At 73.3% G+C, this 16,948-nt stretch carries 17 protein-coding genes and 1 pseudogene; 7 read left to right on the top strand and 11 right to left on the bottom strand.

Going from position 1 to position 16,948, the window contains the following annotated elements; translation table 11 throughout:
• Both E2C05_RS34180 and E2C05_RS14190 read right to left on the bottom strand, forming a co-directional pair.
• Positions 1–267: pseudogene (locus E2C05_RS34180) on the bottom strand (hypothetical protein); the annotation flags it as partial.
• Positions 268–355: 88 nt separating this feature from the next.
• A complete protein-coding gene (locus tag E2C05_RS14190) occupies positions 356–1,240 on the bottom strand; it encodes a sulfurtransferase (protein WP_133220300.1) in 885 nt (294 codons plus the stop codon).
• 132 nt (positions 1,241–1,372) lie between these two features.
• On the opposite strand from E2C05_RS14190, the gene E2C05_RS14185 reads away from it, so the two are divergent.
• The gene (locus E2C05_RS14185) at positions 1,373–1,765 is read left to right on the top strand and encodes a hypothetical protein (RefSeq protein WP_133220299.1); all 393 of its coding nucleotides are present in this window, start codon (positions 1,373–1,375) and stop codon (positions 1,763–1,765) included.
• Positions 1,766–1,837: 72 nt separating this feature from the next.
• Here the strand turns inward: E2C05_RS14185 and E2C05_RS14180 are convergent, their stop codons facing one another.
• The 3 genes from E2C05_RS14180 to E2C05_RS14170 form a co-directional block, all read right to left on the bottom strand.
• Entirely contained in the window at positions 1,838–2,875 is a 1,038-nt protein-coding gene (locus E2C05_RS14180; protein WP_133220298.1) for an SDR family oxidoreductase, read from the bottom strand.
• Positions 2,876–3,019: 144 nt separating this feature from the next.
• Entirely contained in the window at positions 3,020–3,763 is a 744-nt protein-coding gene (locus E2C05_RS14175) for a superoxide dismutase (RefSeq protein ID WP_133220297.1), read from the bottom strand.
• 118 nt (positions 3,764–3,881) lie between these two features.
• Positions 3,882–4,970 carry a TOBE domain-containing protein gene (locus E2C05_RS14170; RefSeq protein ID WP_133220296.1) on the bottom strand — a complete coding sequence of 363 codons (1,089 nt, stop codon included), beginning with the start codon at positions 4,968–4,970 and terminating at the stop codon, positions 3,882–3,884.
• Between the two features lie 100 nt (positions 4,971–5,070).
• On the opposite strand from E2C05_RS14170, the gene E2C05_RS14165 reads away from it, so the two are divergent.
• The 5 genes from E2C05_RS14165 to E2C05_RS14145 all read left to right on the top strand — a co-directional run bounded on the left by E2C05_RS14165 (position 5,071) and on the right by E2C05_RS14145 (position 10,103).
• On the top strand, positions 5,071–5,418 hold the full coding sequence (locus E2C05_RS14165; RefSeq protein ID WP_133220295.1) for a hypothetical protein: 348 nt from the start codon (positions 5,071–5,073) through the stop codon (positions 5,416–5,418).
• A 19-nt stretch (positions 5,419–5,437) separates the two neighbouring features.
• Entirely contained in the window at positions 5,438–5,872 is a 435-nt protein-coding gene (locus E2C05_RS14160) for a phage holin family protein (protein ID WP_133220294.1), read from the top strand.
• 610 nt (positions 5,873–6,482) lie between these two features.
• Positions 6,483–8,279, top strand: a complete 1,797-nt coding sequence (locus E2C05_RS14155; RefSeq protein ID WP_133220293.1) for a histidine kinase famiy protein — start codon at positions 6,483–6,485, stop codon at positions 8,277–8,279.
• Between the two features lie 415 nt (positions 8,280–8,694).
• Positions 8,695–9,714 carry an enoyl-CoA hydratase/isomerase family protein gene (locus E2C05_RS14150; protein ID WP_133220292.1) on the top strand — a complete coding sequence of 340 codons (1,020 nt, stop codon included), beginning with the start codon at positions 8,695–8,697 and terminating at the stop codon, positions 9,712–9,714.
• On the top strand, positions 9,711–10,103 hold the full coding sequence (locus E2C05_RS14145; RefSeq protein WP_133220291.1) for an acyl-CoA thioesterase: 393 nt from the start codon (positions 9,711–9,713) through the stop codon (positions 10,101–10,103). The genes E2C05_RS14150 and E2C05_RS14145 overlap by 4 nt, the downstream gene beginning before the upstream one ends.
• A gap of 126 nt (positions 10,104–10,229) precedes the next feature.
• On the opposite strand, the gene E2C05_RS14140 is transcribed toward E2C05_RS14145, so the two are convergent.
• The 3 genes from E2C05_RS14140 to E2C05_RS14130 all read right to left on the bottom strand — a co-directional run bounded on the left by E2C05_RS14140 (position 10,230) and on the right by E2C05_RS14130 (position 12,867).
• Complete coding sequence (locus tag E2C05_RS14140) at positions 10,230–10,748, bottom strand: hypothetical protein (RefSeq protein WP_133220290.1); 519 nt, start codon at positions 10,746–10,748, stop codon at positions 10,230–10,232.
• 165 nt (positions 10,749–10,913) lie between these two features.
• Positions 10,914–11,828 (bottom strand): DMT family transporter, encoded by a 915-nt coding sequence (locus tag E2C05_RS14135; RefSeq protein ID WP_133220289.1) that lies wholly within the window; start codon positions 11,826–11,828, stop codon positions 10,914–10,916.
• A gap of 34 nt (positions 11,829–11,862) precedes the next feature.
• The gene (locus tag E2C05_RS14130; protein ID WP_240046735.1) at positions 11,863–12,867 is read right to left on the bottom strand and encodes a Bug family tripartite tricarboxylate transporter substrate binding protein; all 1,005 of its coding nucleotides are present in this window, start codon (positions 12,865–12,867) and stop codon (positions 11,863–11,865) included.
• A 146-nt stretch (positions 12,868–13,013) separates the two neighbouring features.
• Here E2C05_RS14130 and E2C05_RS14125 point away from each other — a divergent pair, with 146 nt between their 5' ends.
• Positions 13,014–14,015 carry a TRAP transporter substrate-binding protein gene (locus E2C05_RS14125; RefSeq protein WP_158292117.1) on the top strand — a complete coding sequence of 334 codons (1,002 nt, stop codon included), beginning with the start codon at positions 13,014–13,016 and terminating at the stop codon, positions 14,013–14,015.
• Positions 14,016–14,115: 100 nt separating this feature from the next.
• On the opposite strand, the gene E2C05_RS14120 is transcribed toward E2C05_RS14125, so the two are convergent.
• From E2C05_RS14120 to E2C05_RS14110, 3 genes are all read right to left on the bottom strand, one after another.
• Positions 14,116–15,099 carry a Bug family tripartite tricarboxylate transporter substrate binding protein gene (locus tag E2C05_RS14120; protein ID WP_133220287.1) on the bottom strand — a complete coding sequence of 328 codons (984 nt, stop codon included), beginning with the start codon at positions 15,097–15,099 and terminating at the stop codon, positions 14,116–14,118.
• A 154-nt stretch (positions 15,100–15,253) separates the two neighbouring features.
• Positions 15,254–16,324, bottom strand: coding sequence for a DUF6817 domain-containing protein (locus tag E2C05_RS34650; RefSeq protein ID WP_133220286.1), 1,071 nt, complete (start codon positions 16,322–16,324; stop codon positions 15,254–15,256).
• Positions 16,317–16,790 (bottom strand): L-2-amino-thiazoline-4-carboxylic acid hydrolase, encoded by a 474-nt coding sequence (locus E2C05_RS14110; protein WP_133220285.1) that lies wholly within the window; start codon positions 16,788–16,790, stop codon positions 16,317–16,319. Before E2C05_RS14110 ends, E2C05_RS34650 begins: the two co-directional genes overlap by 8 nt.
• Between the last annotated feature and the right edge of the window lie 158 nt (positions 16,791–16,948).

Below are 16,948 nucleotides of genomic sequence, written 5' to 3'. Positions count from 1 at the left end.
GGCGCGGCCGGAGGCGCCCGCCCCGGCACCGCGGCCCGCGACGACCCAGACCCAGGCGCCGCGCCCCACCGCGCCGCCGGCCGCCATGCAGGGGCCACCCTTGGTGCCCGCGCCGCCATTGCCGGCGATCGTCCCGGACCCCGCCGCACCGGCCGATGATCCGGCGCTGCGGCTGCTGTCACCCGGCAGCGCGCCGGCGCGCTGACGCGGCGGCGGCATCGCGCAGGGCCGGTCCCAGCCCTGCGCGATCAGCGGCAGCTCCGCCATCACGGAGCGGATCCACGCGCCGGGCCATGCACGGCCCTGCGCGACCCGCGGCAGACATGATGCGGCGCAGATGCTCGCTCCGGCGGCGTCAGCCGGTCTCGACCGGCAGGCTGGCATCCTTCGCCCATTCGCTCATCGACGCGTCGTAGACGGCGATGTCGCGATAGCCGAGCTGGTGCAGGACGAAGGCATCGAGCGTCGCGGCGATGCCGCCACCGCAATAGAGCAGGATGCGCTTTGACGGGTCGGCGCCGATGGCGGCGAAGCTCTCCGCCGCGGCGGCGGGCGGCTTCAGGCGCAGCGTCCCCGCCTCCAGCAGCGCCGCCGCCGGCAGGTTCACGCTGCCGGGGATGCGGCCGGCGCGGCCATAGCGGTCATTCTCGCCCCGGTGCAGCTCGGGCGAGAGGGCGTTGATGCTGCAGGTCGCGGCATCGCCGATCGCCGCCCGCATCTCCGCCTTGCCGACGAAAAGGCCGGGGCGCGGCCGCGCCGCCAGGGTCGCGGGCGGGTAGCGGGTCTCGCCCGCCTCGGCCGGCCGGCCTTCGGCGGCCCAGGCATCCCAGCCGCCATCCAGCACGGCGGCATCGTCGAAGCCGATGGCGCGCAGCATCCACCAGACCCGCGTCGCCCATTGCGGGCTTTTCCGCGCATAGAGCACGACGCGCGTGCCCGCCCCGATGCCCTTCGCCGCGCAGCGCGCCGCCAGATCGTCCGGCGCCGGCATGGTGAAGGCGAAGGGGCTGGCGGTGTCGGACAGCTCCCCCGGCAGGTCGAGGAAGGCGGAACCCGGGATATGCGCCGCGCGGTAATCGGCGATGGCCGCCTCGACGCGATAGGGGCGGCCGGTGCCGGTCTCGTAATGGAGATAGGTGGTGCAGTCGAAGATCCGCAGGGCGGGATCCGCCAGGTTGGCGGCCAGCCACTCGGTCGTGACGATCGCCTCGGGGTGGGCATAGCGCGGCACGTCTGGCATGGGGCTCACTCCCTGTGCTGTCTTGGCGGTAGCGATTGTGGAGCGGATTCACGTCTCCGGGCCCTTCGGCCCTTCGGCGAGCCGCTCCAGACTGCCCCGGTACGCATCGGGCGGGAAGGCAGGAGGATGCGCGTGGGCGAGGCGCCGGAGACGGATTGGTTCGTGGTGATCGTGAACGGGCCCGCGGCGCGGGCGGAAGTCGTCGCCGGCCTCGACGGGGTGCGGGACGTGCTGCTGCCGCTGGTGCTGGCGGGGCGGGCGGATGCGGCGCCGGACAGCCCGGCCGGCATGCTGGCCGCGATCGAGGACCCCGCGCTCTGGGCGCCGCATGGGGAGGGCGACGGGCGGCCCTACTGGCATCTCTGGGTGCCGGTGGAGGGCGGCTCCGTCTCCGTCCAGCGCCTCACCGAGCCGCCGCCGCAGCCGGAGCGGACCCTGGCCCGTACCGCCGAATTGCGCGCCCTCCTGGCGGATCTGCAGGCGCTGCTGCGGACCCTGTCGGGCGGTCGCGCCGGGCCTGGATGAACCCGTGGTGTCCAGAGGCCCTCCGGCCTCTGGCGCTGGGCGCGCGAGGCGGGAGCGTCCCCTTGCGCCCTGTCAGAAGGAACGCGGCCGCAGGCCCCGCCGCGCCGCGGCGGCGCCCAGCACCAGCACCCCCAGCCCGGCCAGGACGGTGGCGGTCAGCGCCGGATGCAGCTGCGCTTCCAGGAACAGGCTGGTCTTCCGCACCGGCGCCACCGGCCGGGTCACGCTCTTCTCGGTGCCGTCCTCGCGCGGTGCGTAGAGGTTGTCGGCGCGCTCGCGCGGCGGGCGCTTGTTGCTGGTCTGCGCGGTGAAGCCCACCGCCTCCATCACCAGGTCGGTGGCGCGGGGGAAGACCTGCCCCATGAGCGAGATCGCATGGCCGCCGAAGCCGACCACGATCTCCCGCTTGCGGTGCTCGCAGGCATGCAGGATGGCGCGCGCCACGAGCTGCGGCTCATAGGCCGGCGGCGGCACGCGGATGCCGGGCGTGCCCAGCAGGTTGCGGCCATGGTCCTGGAACCCGGTTTCGATGCCGGATGGCTTGATGAGCGTGACGCTGACCGGCGCACCGTCGCGTCCCAGCTCCATCCGCAGCGCGTCGGTGAAGGCGCGGACCGCGTGCTTGGTGGCGCTGTAGGTGCCCTGCAGGATCATTGCCCGGTCGGACAGCACGCTGCCGATGTTGACGATGGCGCCGCCGCGCCCGCGCAGCTCCTTCGCCGCGATCATCGAGCCGTGCACCACGCCCCAGTAATTCGTGTCGAACAGCCGGCGCTGATCCTCCAGCGGGGTCTGCTCCAGCCCGCCATAGACCGAGGTGCCGGCGTCGTTCACCCAGGAATCCCAGCCGCCGAAAACCTGGCGGCACTTGTCCGCCGCCGCTTGCAGCGCCGCCTGGTCGCCGACATCGGCGGCGGCGAAATCCGCCTGGGCGCCGCGGCCGCGCAATTCCTCGGCGATGCGCTGCAACGCCTCCGCGTTGCGGGAGATGAGGAAGACGCGGGCGCCGGCCTGGGCCGCCTTGCGGGCGGTGGCCAGGCCGATGCCGGAACTGGCGCCGGTGATGACGATGGTCTGCTGCGACAACGGCTTCAGCCGGATGGACGGCATGCGGGGGAACCTCGGCGATCGGGGGGGTGCGGTCTCAACCGCCGCCCCCCTTGGCAGGTTCCCGATGCACCGCGGCACGGGGCGTGACGCCGGAAGCCGCCGGCGCCGGCGCATGACATGCGGCCGCATGTCATGCGACAGGCATCAGACCTTCAGCGTTCCCGCCTTCGCTTGCGCATAGCGCTGGCCGATGGCGTCCCAGTTCAGCACGTTCCACCAGTTGCGGGTGTATTCGGCGCGGCGGTTCTGGTAGCGCAGGTAATAGGCGTGCTCCCAGACATCGTTGCCCAGCAGCACGCGGTTGCCGTCCATCAGCGGGTTGTCCTGGTTCGGCTTCTGCACGATGGCCAGGCGGCCTTCGCGCGAGACGGTGACGAAGGCCCAGCCCGAGCCGAACAGGCCGTTCGAGGCCTGCTCGAAGCGCGTGCGGAACTGGTCCCAGCCGCCCAGGTCGCGTTCGATCGCCGCCATCACCTCGCCGGCGGGCTGGCCGCCGCGGCCGCCCATGATGGACCAGAACATGCTGTGGTTGGCATGGCCGCCGGCATTGTTGCGGATGGCGGTGCGGATGTTCTCCGGCACCTCCGGCAGCTTCATCAGCAGCTCGTCCAGCGGCAGGGATGCCAGCTGCGGCGCCTGGGCGATCGCCGCGTTCAGGTTGTTCACCTGCGCGCCGTGGTGGAAGCGGTGGTGCAGCTCCATGGTGCGGGCGTCGATCGCCGCTTCGTTCGCATCGGCCGCATAGGGCAGCGGCGGCAGGCTGAAGGGGCCGGCGGGCGCCGGCGGCGACGCCGCCTGGGCGAAGGCCCGGCGCGGCGTCACCCAGGGGGCGGTGACAAGCGCGGCGGCGCCCAGCAGCAGGCCGCGGCGGGCGGTGGTCGGGGACATGGAGGTCTCCTCTTGGTCGTCGGGCGGCAGATGGGTCCCGGCCGGGGATGGCCAAGCCCTGCGCGCCCGGCAGCAAACCAGCCGGCGCGCGGGAGGCCAAGCGCGCAAGGTCACACCCTCAGCGCAGCGCCCGGAAGGCGAAGGCGGCATAGGGGTCCCAGGCGACCGAGGCCGGGCCGCCCGGCCGCGGCAGGCGGCTGCCGGGCGGCCGCTTCGCCACCAGCAGGCCGCCCCGCCCGACCTCCAGCAGCAGCCGCAGATGGTCGCCGAGGAAGACCGAATCGCGCAGCGCGGCGGGCAGCGCGCCCTCCCCCATCTCCTCGGCGCTCAGGGCGGCGACCGCCACGCGTTCCGGCCGCACCGCCAGGATGCAGCGGCTGCCGGGGCCGGCGGCGTCGCCGCGCCGCGCCCAGAGCTCCGGCCCGCAATCCAGCCGGACCTGGCACTCCTCCCCGTCCAGGGCGAGGACGGTGCCGGGCAGGCGGTTGTTCTCGCCCACCAGGCCGGCGACATGGGCGGAGGCCGGCTCCTCATAAACCTGCTGTGGCGTGCCCTGCTGCGCCAGACGGCCGTCCTGCAGCACCGCCAGGTGGTCGGCCAGCAGCAGCGCATCGGCGCCGTCCCGCAGCGTCGCCACCAGCGTGAGGCCGAGGCGGCGCACCAGCGCGCGCAATTCGAGCGCGAGGCGCTGCCGGGCCGGCTGGTCCAAGCCGTCCAGCGGCTCCTCCAGCAGCAGCAGGGAAGGTTCCGGCGCCAGGGCGCGGGCCAGCGCGACGCGCCGCTGCCGGTCGGGCGGCAGCGTGCCGATCCGCGTCGCTTCCTGGCCATCGAGGCCGAGGCAGGTCAGCGCCCGCGCCAGATGCGCCGCCCGGGCGGGCGGGTCGAGGTGGCGCAGCAGGTCGGATGCCGCCTGCTGCACGCTGCGCCCCGGCGGCGGCGCATCGGCGGCGCGGAACAGGCCGACGCCGCGCCAGCCCGGCGGCGGCGCGGCCAAGTCCCCGCCCGCCAGGCGCAGGCGCCCCTGGGTGGGGGAGGCGAGGCCGGCCAGCAGCCGCAGGGCAGCCGCGCCGCCGGCATCCGGCGGGCCGAGCAGCACGCTGCAGGCGGCGCGCGGCAGCGCGAGGTCCAGCCCGTCCAGGCCGAGCCGCGGCGCATGCACATCCTCGAAGGACAGGAAGGGGTCGAAGGCCGGCGGCGGCGCATCCATGCGGCGTGCTTGCGCCGCCGGGCGTGTCCGCGCAAGCCGGAACCATCGCCAGCGGAAGGGCGTTCCCTGGGCCAAGTTACCCCTGCGGAAGGAGCACGCGATGAGCGCCGCCAATGATGTTTCCAATGAAGCCCGCAACCTCGGTGCCCAGGCCCAGGCATCCGCCCAGCGCGTGGGCGAGGATGCGCGGGAAGAGCTGGCCCGCCTGCGCGCCCAGGTCGAGCGGCTGATGCAGGAGCGCGTGACGCCGGCGCTGGCCGGCGCCGCCGACCAGGTGCAGGACTATGCCGTGCGGGCGCGCGAGACGATCGAGGACCAGGCGGACGCCATCAGCGACACGGTGCGGGAACGGCCGCTCACCGCCGTCGCGATCGCCGCCGCCGCCGGGTACCTGATCGGCCGATTGATGGGTGGCAACACCTATGTCTACCCGCGCGAACGCCGCTGATTAGCGGGAGGCCAGGCGCATGCGCATGATCCAGCTGCTTCGCCTGGCCGCCCAGGCGGAGGCGCTGCGCTGGAAGCGGACCGGCCGCGGCTACGCCATGCAGGCGGGCCTCGGCGCGGCCGCCGCCGTCTTCGCCCTCCTGCTTCTGGTCATGCTGCATGTGGCGGCGCTGATCTGGCTGCAGGAAGACCGCACGCCGCTGTCCGCCGCGCTCATCGTGGCGGCGGTGGATCTGGTGCTGGCGGCGATCCTGGGCTTCCTCGCGGCACGGCACGCCCATGACCCGGTGGCGATCGAGGCGCAGCGGGTGCGCGACGATGCGCTGCGGCAGGTCGGCGACACCACCGCCCGTGCGGCGATGGTGCTGCCGCTGCTGCGCAGCCAGTCCATGAAGAAGGGGCTGGTCGGCGCGGCGCTGACCGCCGCCGTGGTCGGGCTGATGGCCCGGCGTTAGCGCCGGGCGCGAACGGGCCGGGCGCGAGGGTCCGGCGGCGGATGGGGCAGAGCGCATCCTGGCGCCGCCCTGCCGCTGCCGCGGCCCGCAGCGTCGCGGCCGTCCCGATCCACGGATCGCGCGGCCGCGCCTGCGCTTGCCAGCGCATCGCGGTTCCCACCTGAAGCGACCCTCGAACTGCGTTGAAGCCCGGCCGCCGATGGCGCCGGGCTTCAGTGCGTTTGGGCGGGCCGCAGCCCTGGCCGGGCGCGGCGGCCGGCCCGGTGCGGTCAGGCCATCCCGCGGCGCCGGCGCCATCGGCAAGCCGGCGGCTCCCGCGTGACGCTGCCGGTCGGTGCCGGGCGCCCCGATGCATGGCCTCTGCCCTGCGCGCCTCCCGCAACATGCCCCTGCGGCGCCCGGCACCGCGCCCCGCCCGAACGCCGCATCGCCGCCGGAAACAGGCCGCCAGGCGCGTTTCGGCACCCGCTGGTCCAGGCATGGGACACGACCGGGAAAATTACATTCAAGGGATATATATTCTTTAGCAACTTTCTGGACCGCTCCCGGTTCAGCCCAGGTGCGGGGGCGACAGCCCGCTCTCGCCGCCCTTGGCAGCGGGGAGAAAAACATGCCCGGCGATCGAGACCCGGCGCGCGACGCCGCGATACGGCGGCAGGCCGCCCGGTCGGGACAGGACCCCGCCGCCCTGCTGCGCGGCGCCCGGGACGATGCCACGGCGGTCGGCCAGGGGCAGAGCAGCGGCGTCCCCGCGGCGGGCCGGCACGAAGGCATCGGCACCAGCCCGACCGGCGGTCCGGGTGTCAATCACTGGCAGGAAGCCCGCATCCAGCGCCCCGGGCTGGACGACCGCGGCACGGTCTTCTTCGCCGCGGTCGAGATGACGCGCATGCCGATGGTCGTCACCGACCCCAACCTGCCCGACAATCCCATCGTCTTCGCCAACGGCGCCTTCCTCGACCTCACGGGCTTCACGCCCGACGACATCCTCGGCCTCAATTGCCGCTTCCTGCAGGGCGTGCTGACCAGCCAGGACACGATCCGGCAGCTGCGGGACGCCGTGCGGGAACACCGCCCCTTCGCGGCGGAGATCCTCAACTACCGCAAGGACGGCACCGCCTTCTGGAACGCCCTGTTCATCGGCCCGATCTTCGATGCCGATGGCCAGCTGCTCTACTTCTTCGCCTCGCAGCTCGACGTCACCCGGCGGCGCAATTCGGAGGACGCCTTCCGCCAGTCGCAGAAGATGGAAGCGATCGGCCAGCTCACCGCCGGGCTGGCGCATGACTTCAACAATGCCCTGCAGGTCATCCTCGGCAACCTCAAGCGGCTGCAGTCCCACGCCACCGACCCGGCGCAGGTGCTGCGGGCGGCCGACCGCGCCGCGCGCGCGGGGGAGCAGGCGGCGAAGCTGACCAAGCAGCTCGTCACCTTCGCCCGCAAGACGCGGCTGGAGCCGCAGGCGGTTCAGCTCGACCAGGTGGTCGCGGAATTCGCCGACATGCTGTCGCGCACCCTCGGCGGCGACATCGTCATCCGGTACGAGGCCGAAGATGGCCTGCCGAGCTGCGTCCTCGACCCGGTGCATGCCGAGATGGCGCTGCTGAACATCCTGGCGAATGCGCGCGACGCCATGCCGGGCGGCGGCCGCGCCACGGTGCGGACGCGGCTGGTCGAGCTGGATGCGGCGGCGGTCCTTGCCGGCGGCGACGGGCTGAAGCCCGGGCGCTACATCGAGCTTTCGGTCGAGGATGACGGGCCGGGCATGTCGCCGGAGGTGCTGAGCCGCGCCGCCGAGCCCTTCTTCACCACGCGCAAGGGCCAGGGCAGCGGCCTCGGCCTGGCCATGGTGCATGGCTTCGTCCGGCAATCCGGCGGCCGGCTGGAGATCAGCAGCGAGCCCGGCAGGGGCACCACCGTCGCCATGCTCTTCCCCGTGGCGGCCGAGGTGGCGCCGCCGCCGCGCACGGCCTGGGCCGAGCCGGTGCTGGACCCCCGCGGCGGGGCGGAGACGATCCTGGTGGTCGAGGACAATGACGATGTCCTCGACCTCGCGGTGCATCACCTGTCGACCCGCGGCTACCATGTGCTGGCGGCGCGCAGCGGCGAGGAGGCGCTGCGCATACTGGCCGAGTCCGGGGCGCGCGTGGACCTGCTGTTCAGCGACATCGTCATGCCAGGGGGGATCAACGGCCTGGTCCTGGCCGACCGCGCCCGCGCCATGATCCCCGGCCTGCGAGTCCTGCTGACCACCGGCTACAACGAGGACTTGGTGCAGGCCCGCGGCGCCGGCGGGGACCCGGTGCTCGGCAAGCCCTATCGCGAGACCGAGCTCGCCGCCCGCATCCGGCAGGCGCTGAACCGGCCGGATGGCCAGCCGGCGGCGGGCAGCCAGCATGAGGGATGAGGCGGGGCCGCCGCCCATGCGACGCCCGGCTCTCCGGGCCAGGCCGGCGACCCATCGGCCTGGCCCGGCCGGCCATGCGGTTGCTGCCGCCGATATGGCGCGGTAAGCAGCCGCCGCGCAGCCGCCCTCTCGCGCTGCGTCGGGGCGGGGCGCGACCCGGCCGCGCGGATGACCGGGATGCCGCGACCAGGTGCCCCATGGGGCGCTGGCGTCGCACCGGCAGACCGCCGGACGATGCCGTCCGGCCGGGATCCGCTCCGGGGCGGATGGCGGCGGGCCATGCACGGTCCGGCGCCCGTGGCCGCCGGATGATCGACAAGCTGCGGCGGCGCAGCGCCCGGTTCCGGAATGGGACCCGCCGCGAGGCGGGGACAAGCCGGGCGACGCCGCCGGGACGAAACCCAGGGAGCGATGCGTGTCCGAATCCCCTGAACCCACCGTGCTGGCGCGCCGCGACGGCGCCGCCGGCATGCTGCTGATGAACCGGCCGAGGACCCTCAACGCCCTCGACCTCGACATGATCCGCGGCATCCAGGCGGCGATCGATGCCTGGAAGGACGATGCCGCCGTGCGGCTGGTGGTGCTGGAAGGCGCCGGCGGCCGCGCCTTCTGCGCCGGCGGCGATGTCCGCCGCATCCGGCAGCTGGCGATCGAAGGCGATGCCGCCGCCATCGAGTCCTTCTTCGCCGAGGAATATGCCGTGAACCGCGGCATCGCCGGCTTCGGCAAGCCCTGGGTCTCGCTGATCGACGGCGTCTGCATGGGCGGCGGCATCGGCGTCTCGGTGCATGGCAAGCCGATCGTGGTGACCGAGGCGGCGCTGCTCGCCATGCCGGAAACGGCCATCGCGCTCTTTCCCGATGTCGGCACCTCCTATGTGCTGCCGCGCTTGCCGGGGGCGCTCGGGACCTGGCTGGCGCTGACCGGCGCGCGGCTGCGCGGCGCGGAAGCGGTGCAGGCCGGCCTCGCCACCCACTACGTCCCGCAGGCGCGGCTGCCCGAATTGCGCGCGGCGCTGCCGGCAGGCGACGCGGCGGTGGTCGACCGCTTCGCCGAGGCGCCGCCGGAGCCGTCCTTCGCGCCGCACCGCGCCGCCATCGACCGCTGCTTCGGGCGGGACAGCATGCAGGCGATCCTGGCGGCGCTGGAGGCCGAGGGCAGCGACTGGGCGCGCGAGCAGACCGCCATCCTCCGGCGGATGTCGCCCACCTCGCTCTGCGTCTCGCTGGAACTGATCCGCCGCGGCGCCGGCGCGACGCTGGAGGAGTGCCTGCAGATGGAGCTCGCCCTCACCCGCAGCGTGGTCAACCGCCACCCGGATTTCCGGGAAGGCGTGCGCAGCGTGCTGGTGGACAAGGACGGCAAGCCCGCCTGGACACCGGCGACCATCGAGCAGGTGGACCCCGCCGCCATCCGCGACCTGTTCGCCGGATGAGCGCGGCCGGCCAGCCCCGCGGCGACCTGGCGATCCGCACGCTGGCCATGCCGGCCGACACCAATCCCTCCGGCGACATCTTCGGGGGGTGGATCATGGCGCAGATGGACATCGCCGGCGGCATCGCCGCCGCGGCGCGGGCGCAGGGGCGGGTGGTCACCGTCTCCTGCACCGACATGGCGTTCCTGAAGCCGGTGAAGGTCGGCGATGTCGTCTGCGTCCATTGCGACCTGGCGCGCATCGGCCGCACCTCGCTGACGTTGCATGTCGAGACCTGGGTGCTGCGCCAGGGCGAAGGCGAGCGGATCAAGGTCACCTCGGCCGACTTCACCTATGTCGCGCTGGATGCGGCGGGGCGGCCCCGGCCGGTGGACGCCCCGCCCGCCTGACAGGCGCCGCCGCGGCGGCGCCTGGAGCGGCTTCCCTTCGCCATGGCTCCCGGCAACCGCTCTGCTCATCTCGAATCGACGAGCCTCTTCGCCCGATCGGGTGATTCCACCTGATCGGGAATTGGTCTAGCGCGCCGCGTCCACCCGCTGCTGCGCCCGCTCGGTGTCGCGGGCGGCGAGGCGGATATCGTGCCGGCGGATGCCCTGCCGCGCCTCGGTCAGCAGGCCCAGCACGCCGTCCGGCAGCGGATCGCCGGCCGCCAGGGCGTTGTGCAGCGCCATCTCCGCCTGGGACAGGTCGTGGTCCGCGGCCTGCAGCCGGCGGGCGGTCACCGCGCCTTCCGCCTCATGCAGCAGGTCCGAGACATCCTTCAGCACGGCGTCGCGCGGCGCCACCCGCGCCGCCTGCACCGGCGGGGGCGCCACGGCCTCCGGCGCCGGGGCGGCGGCCGGGACGGCCGGGCGCGCGGGCTCGGCTGTCATGAAGAGCGTCATGTCCGGGTTCTCCGCCATCGGCCGCTCCAGCCCGGGGGTGGAGCGCTTCAGGCCCGGGATGTCGCTGTCATCCGCCCTGGCCCCGGCCAGCGGCGAGGCCAGGGTGATCGCTGCCGTCGCCAGGGCGCAGGCCGACATGATGATGCGCATGGATGAACACTCCTTCCTCCGATCGGCCAGGGGCACGGCGGGCCTTCATGGCAACCGCGGCCGTGACGTCGGGATCGCAGGATCGGCCAGCGAGGCTGGCGGGAAGGCGCCCGCGGAATGAAACCAGCGTCAGGGCCTACACGCCTGCGCGAGGCGGCGCGATGGTCAGCGCCCGGCGAGCACCAGCACTACCCCCAGCACCACCGTCAGCGCGCCCAGGATCTCGGCGCGCTTCGGCCGTTCCCCCAGGTAGAAGCGGCTGAACAGCAGGGTGAAGATGATCTCCACCTGCCCCACCGCCCGCACCAGCGCCACCGGGGCCAGGGCGAAGGCGGTGAACCAGCAGGCCGAGCCGCAGGCGGAGAGCGCACCCACCGGCGCGCTGCTGCGCCACGTCGTGAACACGGCGCGGGCCTGGTCCGGCTCCCGCGCCAGCAGCCAGCCGCCCTGCATGATGGTCTGCAGGATGTTCGCCACCACCAGCGTCACCAGCGCCCGCAGGATCGGGTCGTCACCCGGCAGTTCCTGGTTCGCCGCCTTGATGAGCACGCTTGTCAGGGCGAAGAAGAAGCCGCTGGCCAGGCCGCAGACCGCCGCCGGCTGCACCGTGGCGCGCAGCAATTCGCCGGCGCTGCGCGCCTTGCCCGCCAGGCTCAGCCACAGCACGCCGCCGACGCCGATGGAGATGCCGACCCAGGCGAGGGCCGAGATGCGTTCGCCGAGCAGCACCAGGGCGAGGACGGCGCCCTGCACCGCCTCGGTCTTCGCATAGGCGGTGCCGACGGCGAAGCCGCGATGGCCGAAGGCCATGATCAGCAGGTTGGTGCCGAGGATCTGCCCCAGCCCGCCGGCCGCGGCCAGCGCGACGAAGGCCAGGTTCAAGGCGGGCAGCGTGCCGCCGAAGGCCAGCATGTAGAGCAGCAGCAACGCCGCGCCGACCGGCACGCCATAGAGGTAGCGCACGACGGCGGCGGCATTCACCGAAAGCTGGCCGCGCAGCTTCTGCTGCATGGCCGTGCGCCAGGTCTGGAACAGCGCGGCGGCCAGGGTCACCGGCAGCCAGAGGGGCGAGAGGATCATCCGCCACCCAGGCTGCTGTCGGGCCGCGCCGGCGTCAACTCGCGTCCAGCTGCAGCCCTTCGCGCTGGATCACCGCGCGCCACTTGGCGATCTCCGCCCGGACGAAGGCGGTGAAATCGGCCGGGGCGAGGCGCAGCGGCACGCCGCCCAGCTCCTCGAACCGCCGCCGCGTCTCCGGCAGGTCGAGGAAGCCGTTCACCTCGGCATTCAGCGCGGCGGTCACGGCCGCGGGCAGGCCGGCCGGGCCGAAGATGCCAAACCAGGTGTTCACCTCGTAGCCCGCCAGCTCCGGCAGCGTCTCCCGCATCGCCGGCACCTCCGGCAGCGCCGCGTTGCGCTCGGCGCTGGTCACCGCCAGGGCGCGCAGGCGGCCGGCGCGGACCTGCTCGATGACGCCGGTCAGGTTGTCCACCAGGAAGCCGACATTGCCCGCCAGCAGCTCGGTCTGCGCCGGGGCGCTGCCGCGATAGGGCACGTGGACCGCCTGCGCATTCAGCAACTGCAGCAGCCAGACCGGCGAGAGATGGGTCGATTGGCCGACGCCGGTCGAGGCATAGCTGACCTTGCCCGGGTCGGCCCGCAGCCAGGCGGCGAATTCCGCCATGCTGCGCACCGGCGTCGCCGCATTCACCACCAGCACGTTGGGACCGCGGATGGTGCCGGCGATGTCGGCGAGGCTGTCCGGCCCGTATTGCAGGTTGCGGTAGAGCGAATAGGCGATCGCCTGCGGCCCGACATTGCCGCTGAACAGCGTCAGCCCATCCGGCCGCGCCCGCACCACCTCCATGGTGCCGATGGTGCCGCCGGCGCCGGTGCGGTTCTCCACCACCACCGGCGTGCCCCAGCGCGCCTGCAGGTGCTGCGCGACCAGCCGGGCCATGATGTCGGTGGTGCCGCCGGCCGCCGCGCCGGCGATGATCCGGACGGACTGGCCTGGCCGCCAGGCCGGCGCCTGCGGCTGGGACCGGGCGCGCGGCGCCAGCAGCAGGGCGGGCATGGCCAGCGCCGCGCGGCGCGGCAGCGAAGTCCGAAGCCTCATCGGGCCACTCCTCCCTCAACGGATGCGTTCGTCTGGAGGCGCCTTCTGGAGGACGGGGCCGGCTTTGTCGATCCGGCCCCGGGGCGGTTCCCCGGCGCGGCGGGCGCGGTCTATGCTTCGACCAACGGATGGGGAGGGAAGCCGGGATGACGGGCTTGTCGCGCCGGGCGGCGCTGGCGGTGCCGGTGCTGGGTGCCGTGGCGGCGCAGGCCCAGCCGCGCTGGACCGGCCGGCAGTTCCACAACCAGCCGGCCGAAAGCCACCAGCACCGCTTCCTGGTCGGGCTCTGGGATGCCGTGCGGGCGGAAACCGGCGGGCGCCTCGCCGTCACCGTCCATGCGCAGAACGGCAATGTCCCGGGCTCCGACCCGCAGGCGCTGGAGATGCTGGTCTCGGGGGAGCTGGAATTCTTCACCCTGATGGGCGGGATCCTCGGCCGCGCCGTGCCGGTGATGGAGATCCAGGGCCTGCCCTTCGCCTTCCGCAGCCATGTCGAGGTGCACCGGGTGATGGATGGGCCCTTCGGCGACCTGCTGCGGCGGGAATGCCTGGCCAAGGGGATCATCTGGCTGCCTTCGGCGACGCTGGAGAACGGCTTCCGCCACATCTCCTCCAACCGCGGCCCCATCAACGGCGCGGCCGATCTGCAGGGGCTGCGCATCCGCGTGCCGGACGGGGAGATGTTCCGCGACCTGTTCCGCGCGCTGGGCGCCGAGCCGGTGACGGTCAATATCCGCGAACTCTACGCCGCGCTGCGCGACGGAAGCGTGGCGGCGCAGGAGAACCCGCTGGTCATCACCGAGGTGAACCGGCTGTATGAGGTGCAGCGCTACATGAGCCTGACCGGCCATATGTGGTCCGGCTTCAACCTGCTGGCCAATGCCCGCTTCTGGGCGTCGCTGCCCGAGGATGTGCGGGACATCGCGATGCGGGAGGCGAAGCGGGCGGTGGCGGCGCAACGCGCCTACACGGATGCGCTGAACCAGCGGCTGGAAAGCACGCTAGCCGGGCGCGGCATGGTGCTGAACCAGGCCGACACGGCCGGCTTCCGCGCCGCGCTGGCCGGGGGGTTCTATGCGCGCTGGCGGGAGCGCTTCGGCGCGACGGCCTGGAGCGCGCTTGAGGCGGAAGTGGGGAAGCTGGGCTGAGGAATGCGGGGATTGGCGCTCCCCGCGCGGCCTGCGCCAAACCCACAGAAATGGAAGGGGACCCGGGGGAATACCTTCCCCCGGCGCTTTCTTTTTCTCTCTACCCCACTTCCAGCTGCAGCCCCTCCTTGCGGATGACGGCGCCCCATTTCTCGACCTCGGCAGTGACGAAGGCGGCGTATTGCTCCAGCGTGCCGTAGAGCGACACGCCGCCCATCTCCCGCCAGCGGGCCTTCACCTCGTCCGTCTCGTGCCAGGCCTTCATGGCGGCGTTCAGGCTTTCCGCCACCGGCCGCGGCGCGGCGGCCGGCAGGAAGATGCCGAACCAGGTGTTGACGTCGAAGCGCGCCAGTTCCGGCATCGTCTCCCGCGCCGCGGGGATGTCGGGAAGCTGGTGGTTGCGGTCGGCGCTGCTGACCGCCAGCGCGCGCACGCGGCCGGCGCGGATCTGCGTGATCCCGCTGGTCAGGTTGTCCCACATGTACTGGATGTTGCCGGCGACCAGCTCCATCGCCGCCGGACCGGCGCCGCGGAAGGGAACATGGATCGCCTCGGTCCCCGTCGCCTGGTTGAACCACACGCCGGTGAGGTGCGGGCTCTGCCCCACCCCGGGGGATCCGTAGGACAGCTTCCCGGGATTGGCCTTCAGATGCGCCACCAGCTCCGGCACGCTGTTCGCGGGGACGGAGGGATGCACCACCAGCACATTCGGCCCGCGCACGGTGCCGCAGACCGGCAGCAGGTCCTGCTGCCGGTAGGGCAGGTTGCGGAACAGCGACAGCCCGATCGCCTGCGGCCCGATATTGCCCAGCAGCAGGGTGTGGCCGTCGGGCGTGGCGCGCACGACCTCGGCGGTGCCGATCACCCCGCCGGCGCCGGAGCGGTTCTCCACCACGCAGTTCTGGCCGTAATGCTGCTGCAGGAAGGGCGCGAGCAGCCGGGCGCTGATATCGGCCGTGCCGCCGGGCGCGGCCGGGACGATGATGCGGATGGCCTGGGTGGGGCGCCAGCCGCCTTGGGCGCGGGCGGCGAAGGGAGCGGCGAGCGGGAGGACGAGCGCGGCGCGGCGCGTGAGGCGTGGCATGGCATTTCCCCGGGGCGTTTCGTTGCGCGCACCATGGCCCGGCGGCGGCCGGCGGGAAAGGCCGGCGCCGCCCGGCAGGCTGGACGACACGGCCTTGCCACCCGGTTGTGGGGGGGCAGGCAAGTCCGGCGCGATGCGGCCGTCCCGGCCCGCGCTACCCGCCGACCAGACCCAGCCCGTTCAGCCCGGTCAGGCTCTCCGGCCAGCGCTTCGCCTCGGCCGATTGCAGCAGGATGCGCGCCCAGGCCACCCAGCCGGACCAGGCGATGCGCTTGTCCCAGGCCACGCCCCAATCCTGCAGCAGATCGAGCCCTGCCCGGGCATGGCCCGCCGCCATCTCCCAGTCGCCCGCCACCAGCGCCAGTTGCGCCAGCATCAGCCGCGGCTCCCCGACATAGGGGTTGTGGGCGATGCAGGCTTCCAGGGCCCGGTGGGTCGGGCCCATGCCGCCCATCGGCAGGCCGCGCGTCACCGCCTGCCAGTAGAGCGTCACGGCCGCCATCTCCTCGGCCGGGTCCAGCACCGCGGTGCAGCGGGCGAAGACCGGCGGGGTGGGCAGGCCCCATTCCTCCGGCAGGTCGGCCAGCACGCGGCCGAGGCGGGAGAGCATCGACAGCGCCGTCGCCGTCGGCTTGAGGGGACCGGGCCAGAGCGAGGCGGCCCAGTTCTCCCGCACCGGGCGCGGCTTCTGGAAGGGAAACCCGGCGAAGATCTCGTCCTGCCAGGAATGCCACTGCTCCGCGACATCGGCGATGGTGGCGATGGCGAAGACCGCGACGTCGCGGGCCGAGAGCAGGATGTCCGGCGCCCCCTCCCGTTCCAGCACCATGCCTTCCTCGGGCAGGTCCTCCTCCGCGAGCAGGCGCTGGGTGAACAGGGTCCGCGACATGGTGCAGAACAGGTGGATGAGCCGCTCCGCCTCCCCGCCAAGGGCCGAGGCCAATTCCGCCCGGTTGCCGCTGCCGTCGAACAGCTTCAGGTCGACATATTCGTTGGAATAGACACTGTGGAACAGGCCGAGCAGCCGCACCTCCCGCGGCTGGTCCCACAGGGTCAGGGTGCGGCAGACCCCCAGCAGGTGGTCCTTGAAGGTGCCGGCCTTGTGCCAGTCCTCGCCGGCGCTGCGGGCGAACAGCATCTCCAGCAGCCGCGGCAGTTCCGGGTCCACCGCCGCCCAGTCATCGGCCAGCAGCGGCTTCAGGTGGCGGTGCAGCCGCTCAGGCACCGGACGTGTCCTCCATCCGGTAGCGGAAGTCGCAATGGCTGGCCCCGCCCATCAGCGTCTGGGTGCGGGTGAGCTTCAGGCGGGGGTCATAGCCCTCGCAGAAGGCGCCGTCTCGGTTGCAGGACAGCACGGCGCCAAGCTCGGCCAGGCCCATGGACCGGTACATCTCGGCATAGCGGCATCGGGTGACATTGAACTCGAAGCGGGTGGCGTCGCGCGCCACCGTCTCCGTCCGCAGCGCGTCGTCGCGGGTCCAGCGTTCCTGGATGGCCTCGAAATGGTCGAGGCTGGGGCCGCCCGGCGCGTCCGCCGCCATCTGCGCCGCCGCCTGCTTCGCCAGCTTGACCACGGCGCGGGACAGGATGGCCTTGGCCCGCTCGGCGCCGAGTTCGGCGGCCATCTCCTCGTAGATGCCCTTGGCGAAGGCGGCCTCGATCCGCCGCTGCTGCAGGATGCCGATATCCATCGCCCGTCCCCGTCCCGACCCGCCGAGGCCGGCATCCTGCCCGCGCCGGCCGTCCCAGGGGCCGAGGGCGCGGGCAGGCCGGCCGCCGGGAGACTAGGGCAGATCGCCGGCCAGCGCGAACCGCCCCCGGGGGGAGGGGGCGCCGTGACCCTGCGGGA

Origin of the sequence: Paracraurococcus ruber (genome assembly GCF_004353985.1) — a bacterium.
In the GTDB taxonomy this organism is placed as follows: domain Bacteria; phylum Pseudomonadota; class Alphaproteobacteria; order Acetobacterales; family Acetobacteraceae; genus Paracraurococcus; species Paracraurococcus ruber.
This window is presented reverse-complemented; position numbering and strand designations above follow the sequence as displayed.

Excerpts from the sequence above, each read along its gene's own strand:
- E2C05_RS14165 (WP_133220295.1), top strand. The coding sequence starts at position 5,071 with ATGAGCGCCGCCAATGATGTTTCCAATGAAGCCCGCAACCTCGGTGCC.
- E2C05_RS14130 (WP_240046735.1), bottom strand. The coding sequence starts at position 12,867 with ATGAGGCTTCGGACTTCGCTGCCGCGCCGCGCGGCGCTGGCCATGCCC.
- E2C05_RS14190 (WP_133220300.1), bottom strand. The coding sequence starts at position 1,240 with ATGCCAGACGTGCCGCGCTATGCCCACCCCGAGGCGATCGTCACGACC.
- E2C05_RS14140 (WP_133220290.1), bottom strand. The coding sequence starts at position 10,748 with ATGCGCATCATCATGTCGGCCTGCGCCCTGGCGACGGCAGCGATCACC.
- E2C05_RS14135 (WP_133220289.1), bottom strand. The coding sequence starts at position 11,828 with ATGATCCTCTCGCCCCTCTGGCTGCCGGTGACCCTGGCCGCCGCGCTG.
- E2C05_RS14160 (WP_133220294.1), top strand. The coding sequence starts at position 5,438 with ATGCGCATGATCCAGCTGCTTCGCCTGGCCGCCCAGGCGGAGGCGCTG.
- E2C05_RS14145 (WP_133220291.1), top strand. The coding sequence starts at position 9,711 with ATGAGCGCGGCCGGCCAGCCCCGCGGCGACCTGGCGATCCGCACGCTG.
- E2C05_RS14180 (WP_133220298.1), bottom strand. The coding sequence starts at position 2,875 with ATGCCGTCCATCCGGCTGAAGCCGTTGTCGCAGCAGACCATCGTCATC.
- E2C05_RS14125 (WP_158292117.1), top strand. The coding sequence starts at position 13,014 with ATGACGGGCTTGTCGCGCCGGGCGGCGCTGGCGGTGCCGGTGCTGGGT.
- E2C05_RS14170 (WP_133220296.1), bottom strand. The coding sequence starts at position 4,970 with ATGGATGCGCCGCCGCCGGCCTTCGACCCCTTCCTGTCCTTCGAGGAT.
- E2C05_RS14155 (WP_133220293.1), top strand. The coding sequence starts at position 6,483 with ATGCCCGGCGATCGAGACCCGGCGCGCGACGCCGCGATACGGCGGCAG.
- E2C05_RS14110 (WP_133220285.1), bottom strand. The coding sequence starts at position 16,790 with ATGGATATCGGCATCCTGCAGCAGCGGCGGATCGAGGCCGCCTTCGCC.
- E2C05_RS14175 (WP_133220297.1), bottom strand. The coding sequence starts at position 3,763 with ATGTCCCCGACCACCGCCCGCCGCGGCCTGCTGCTGGGCGCCGCCGCG.
- E2C05_RS14120 (WP_133220287.1), bottom strand. The coding sequence starts at position 15,099 with ATGCCACGCCTCACGCGCCGCGCCGCGCTCGTCCTCCCGCTCGCCGCT.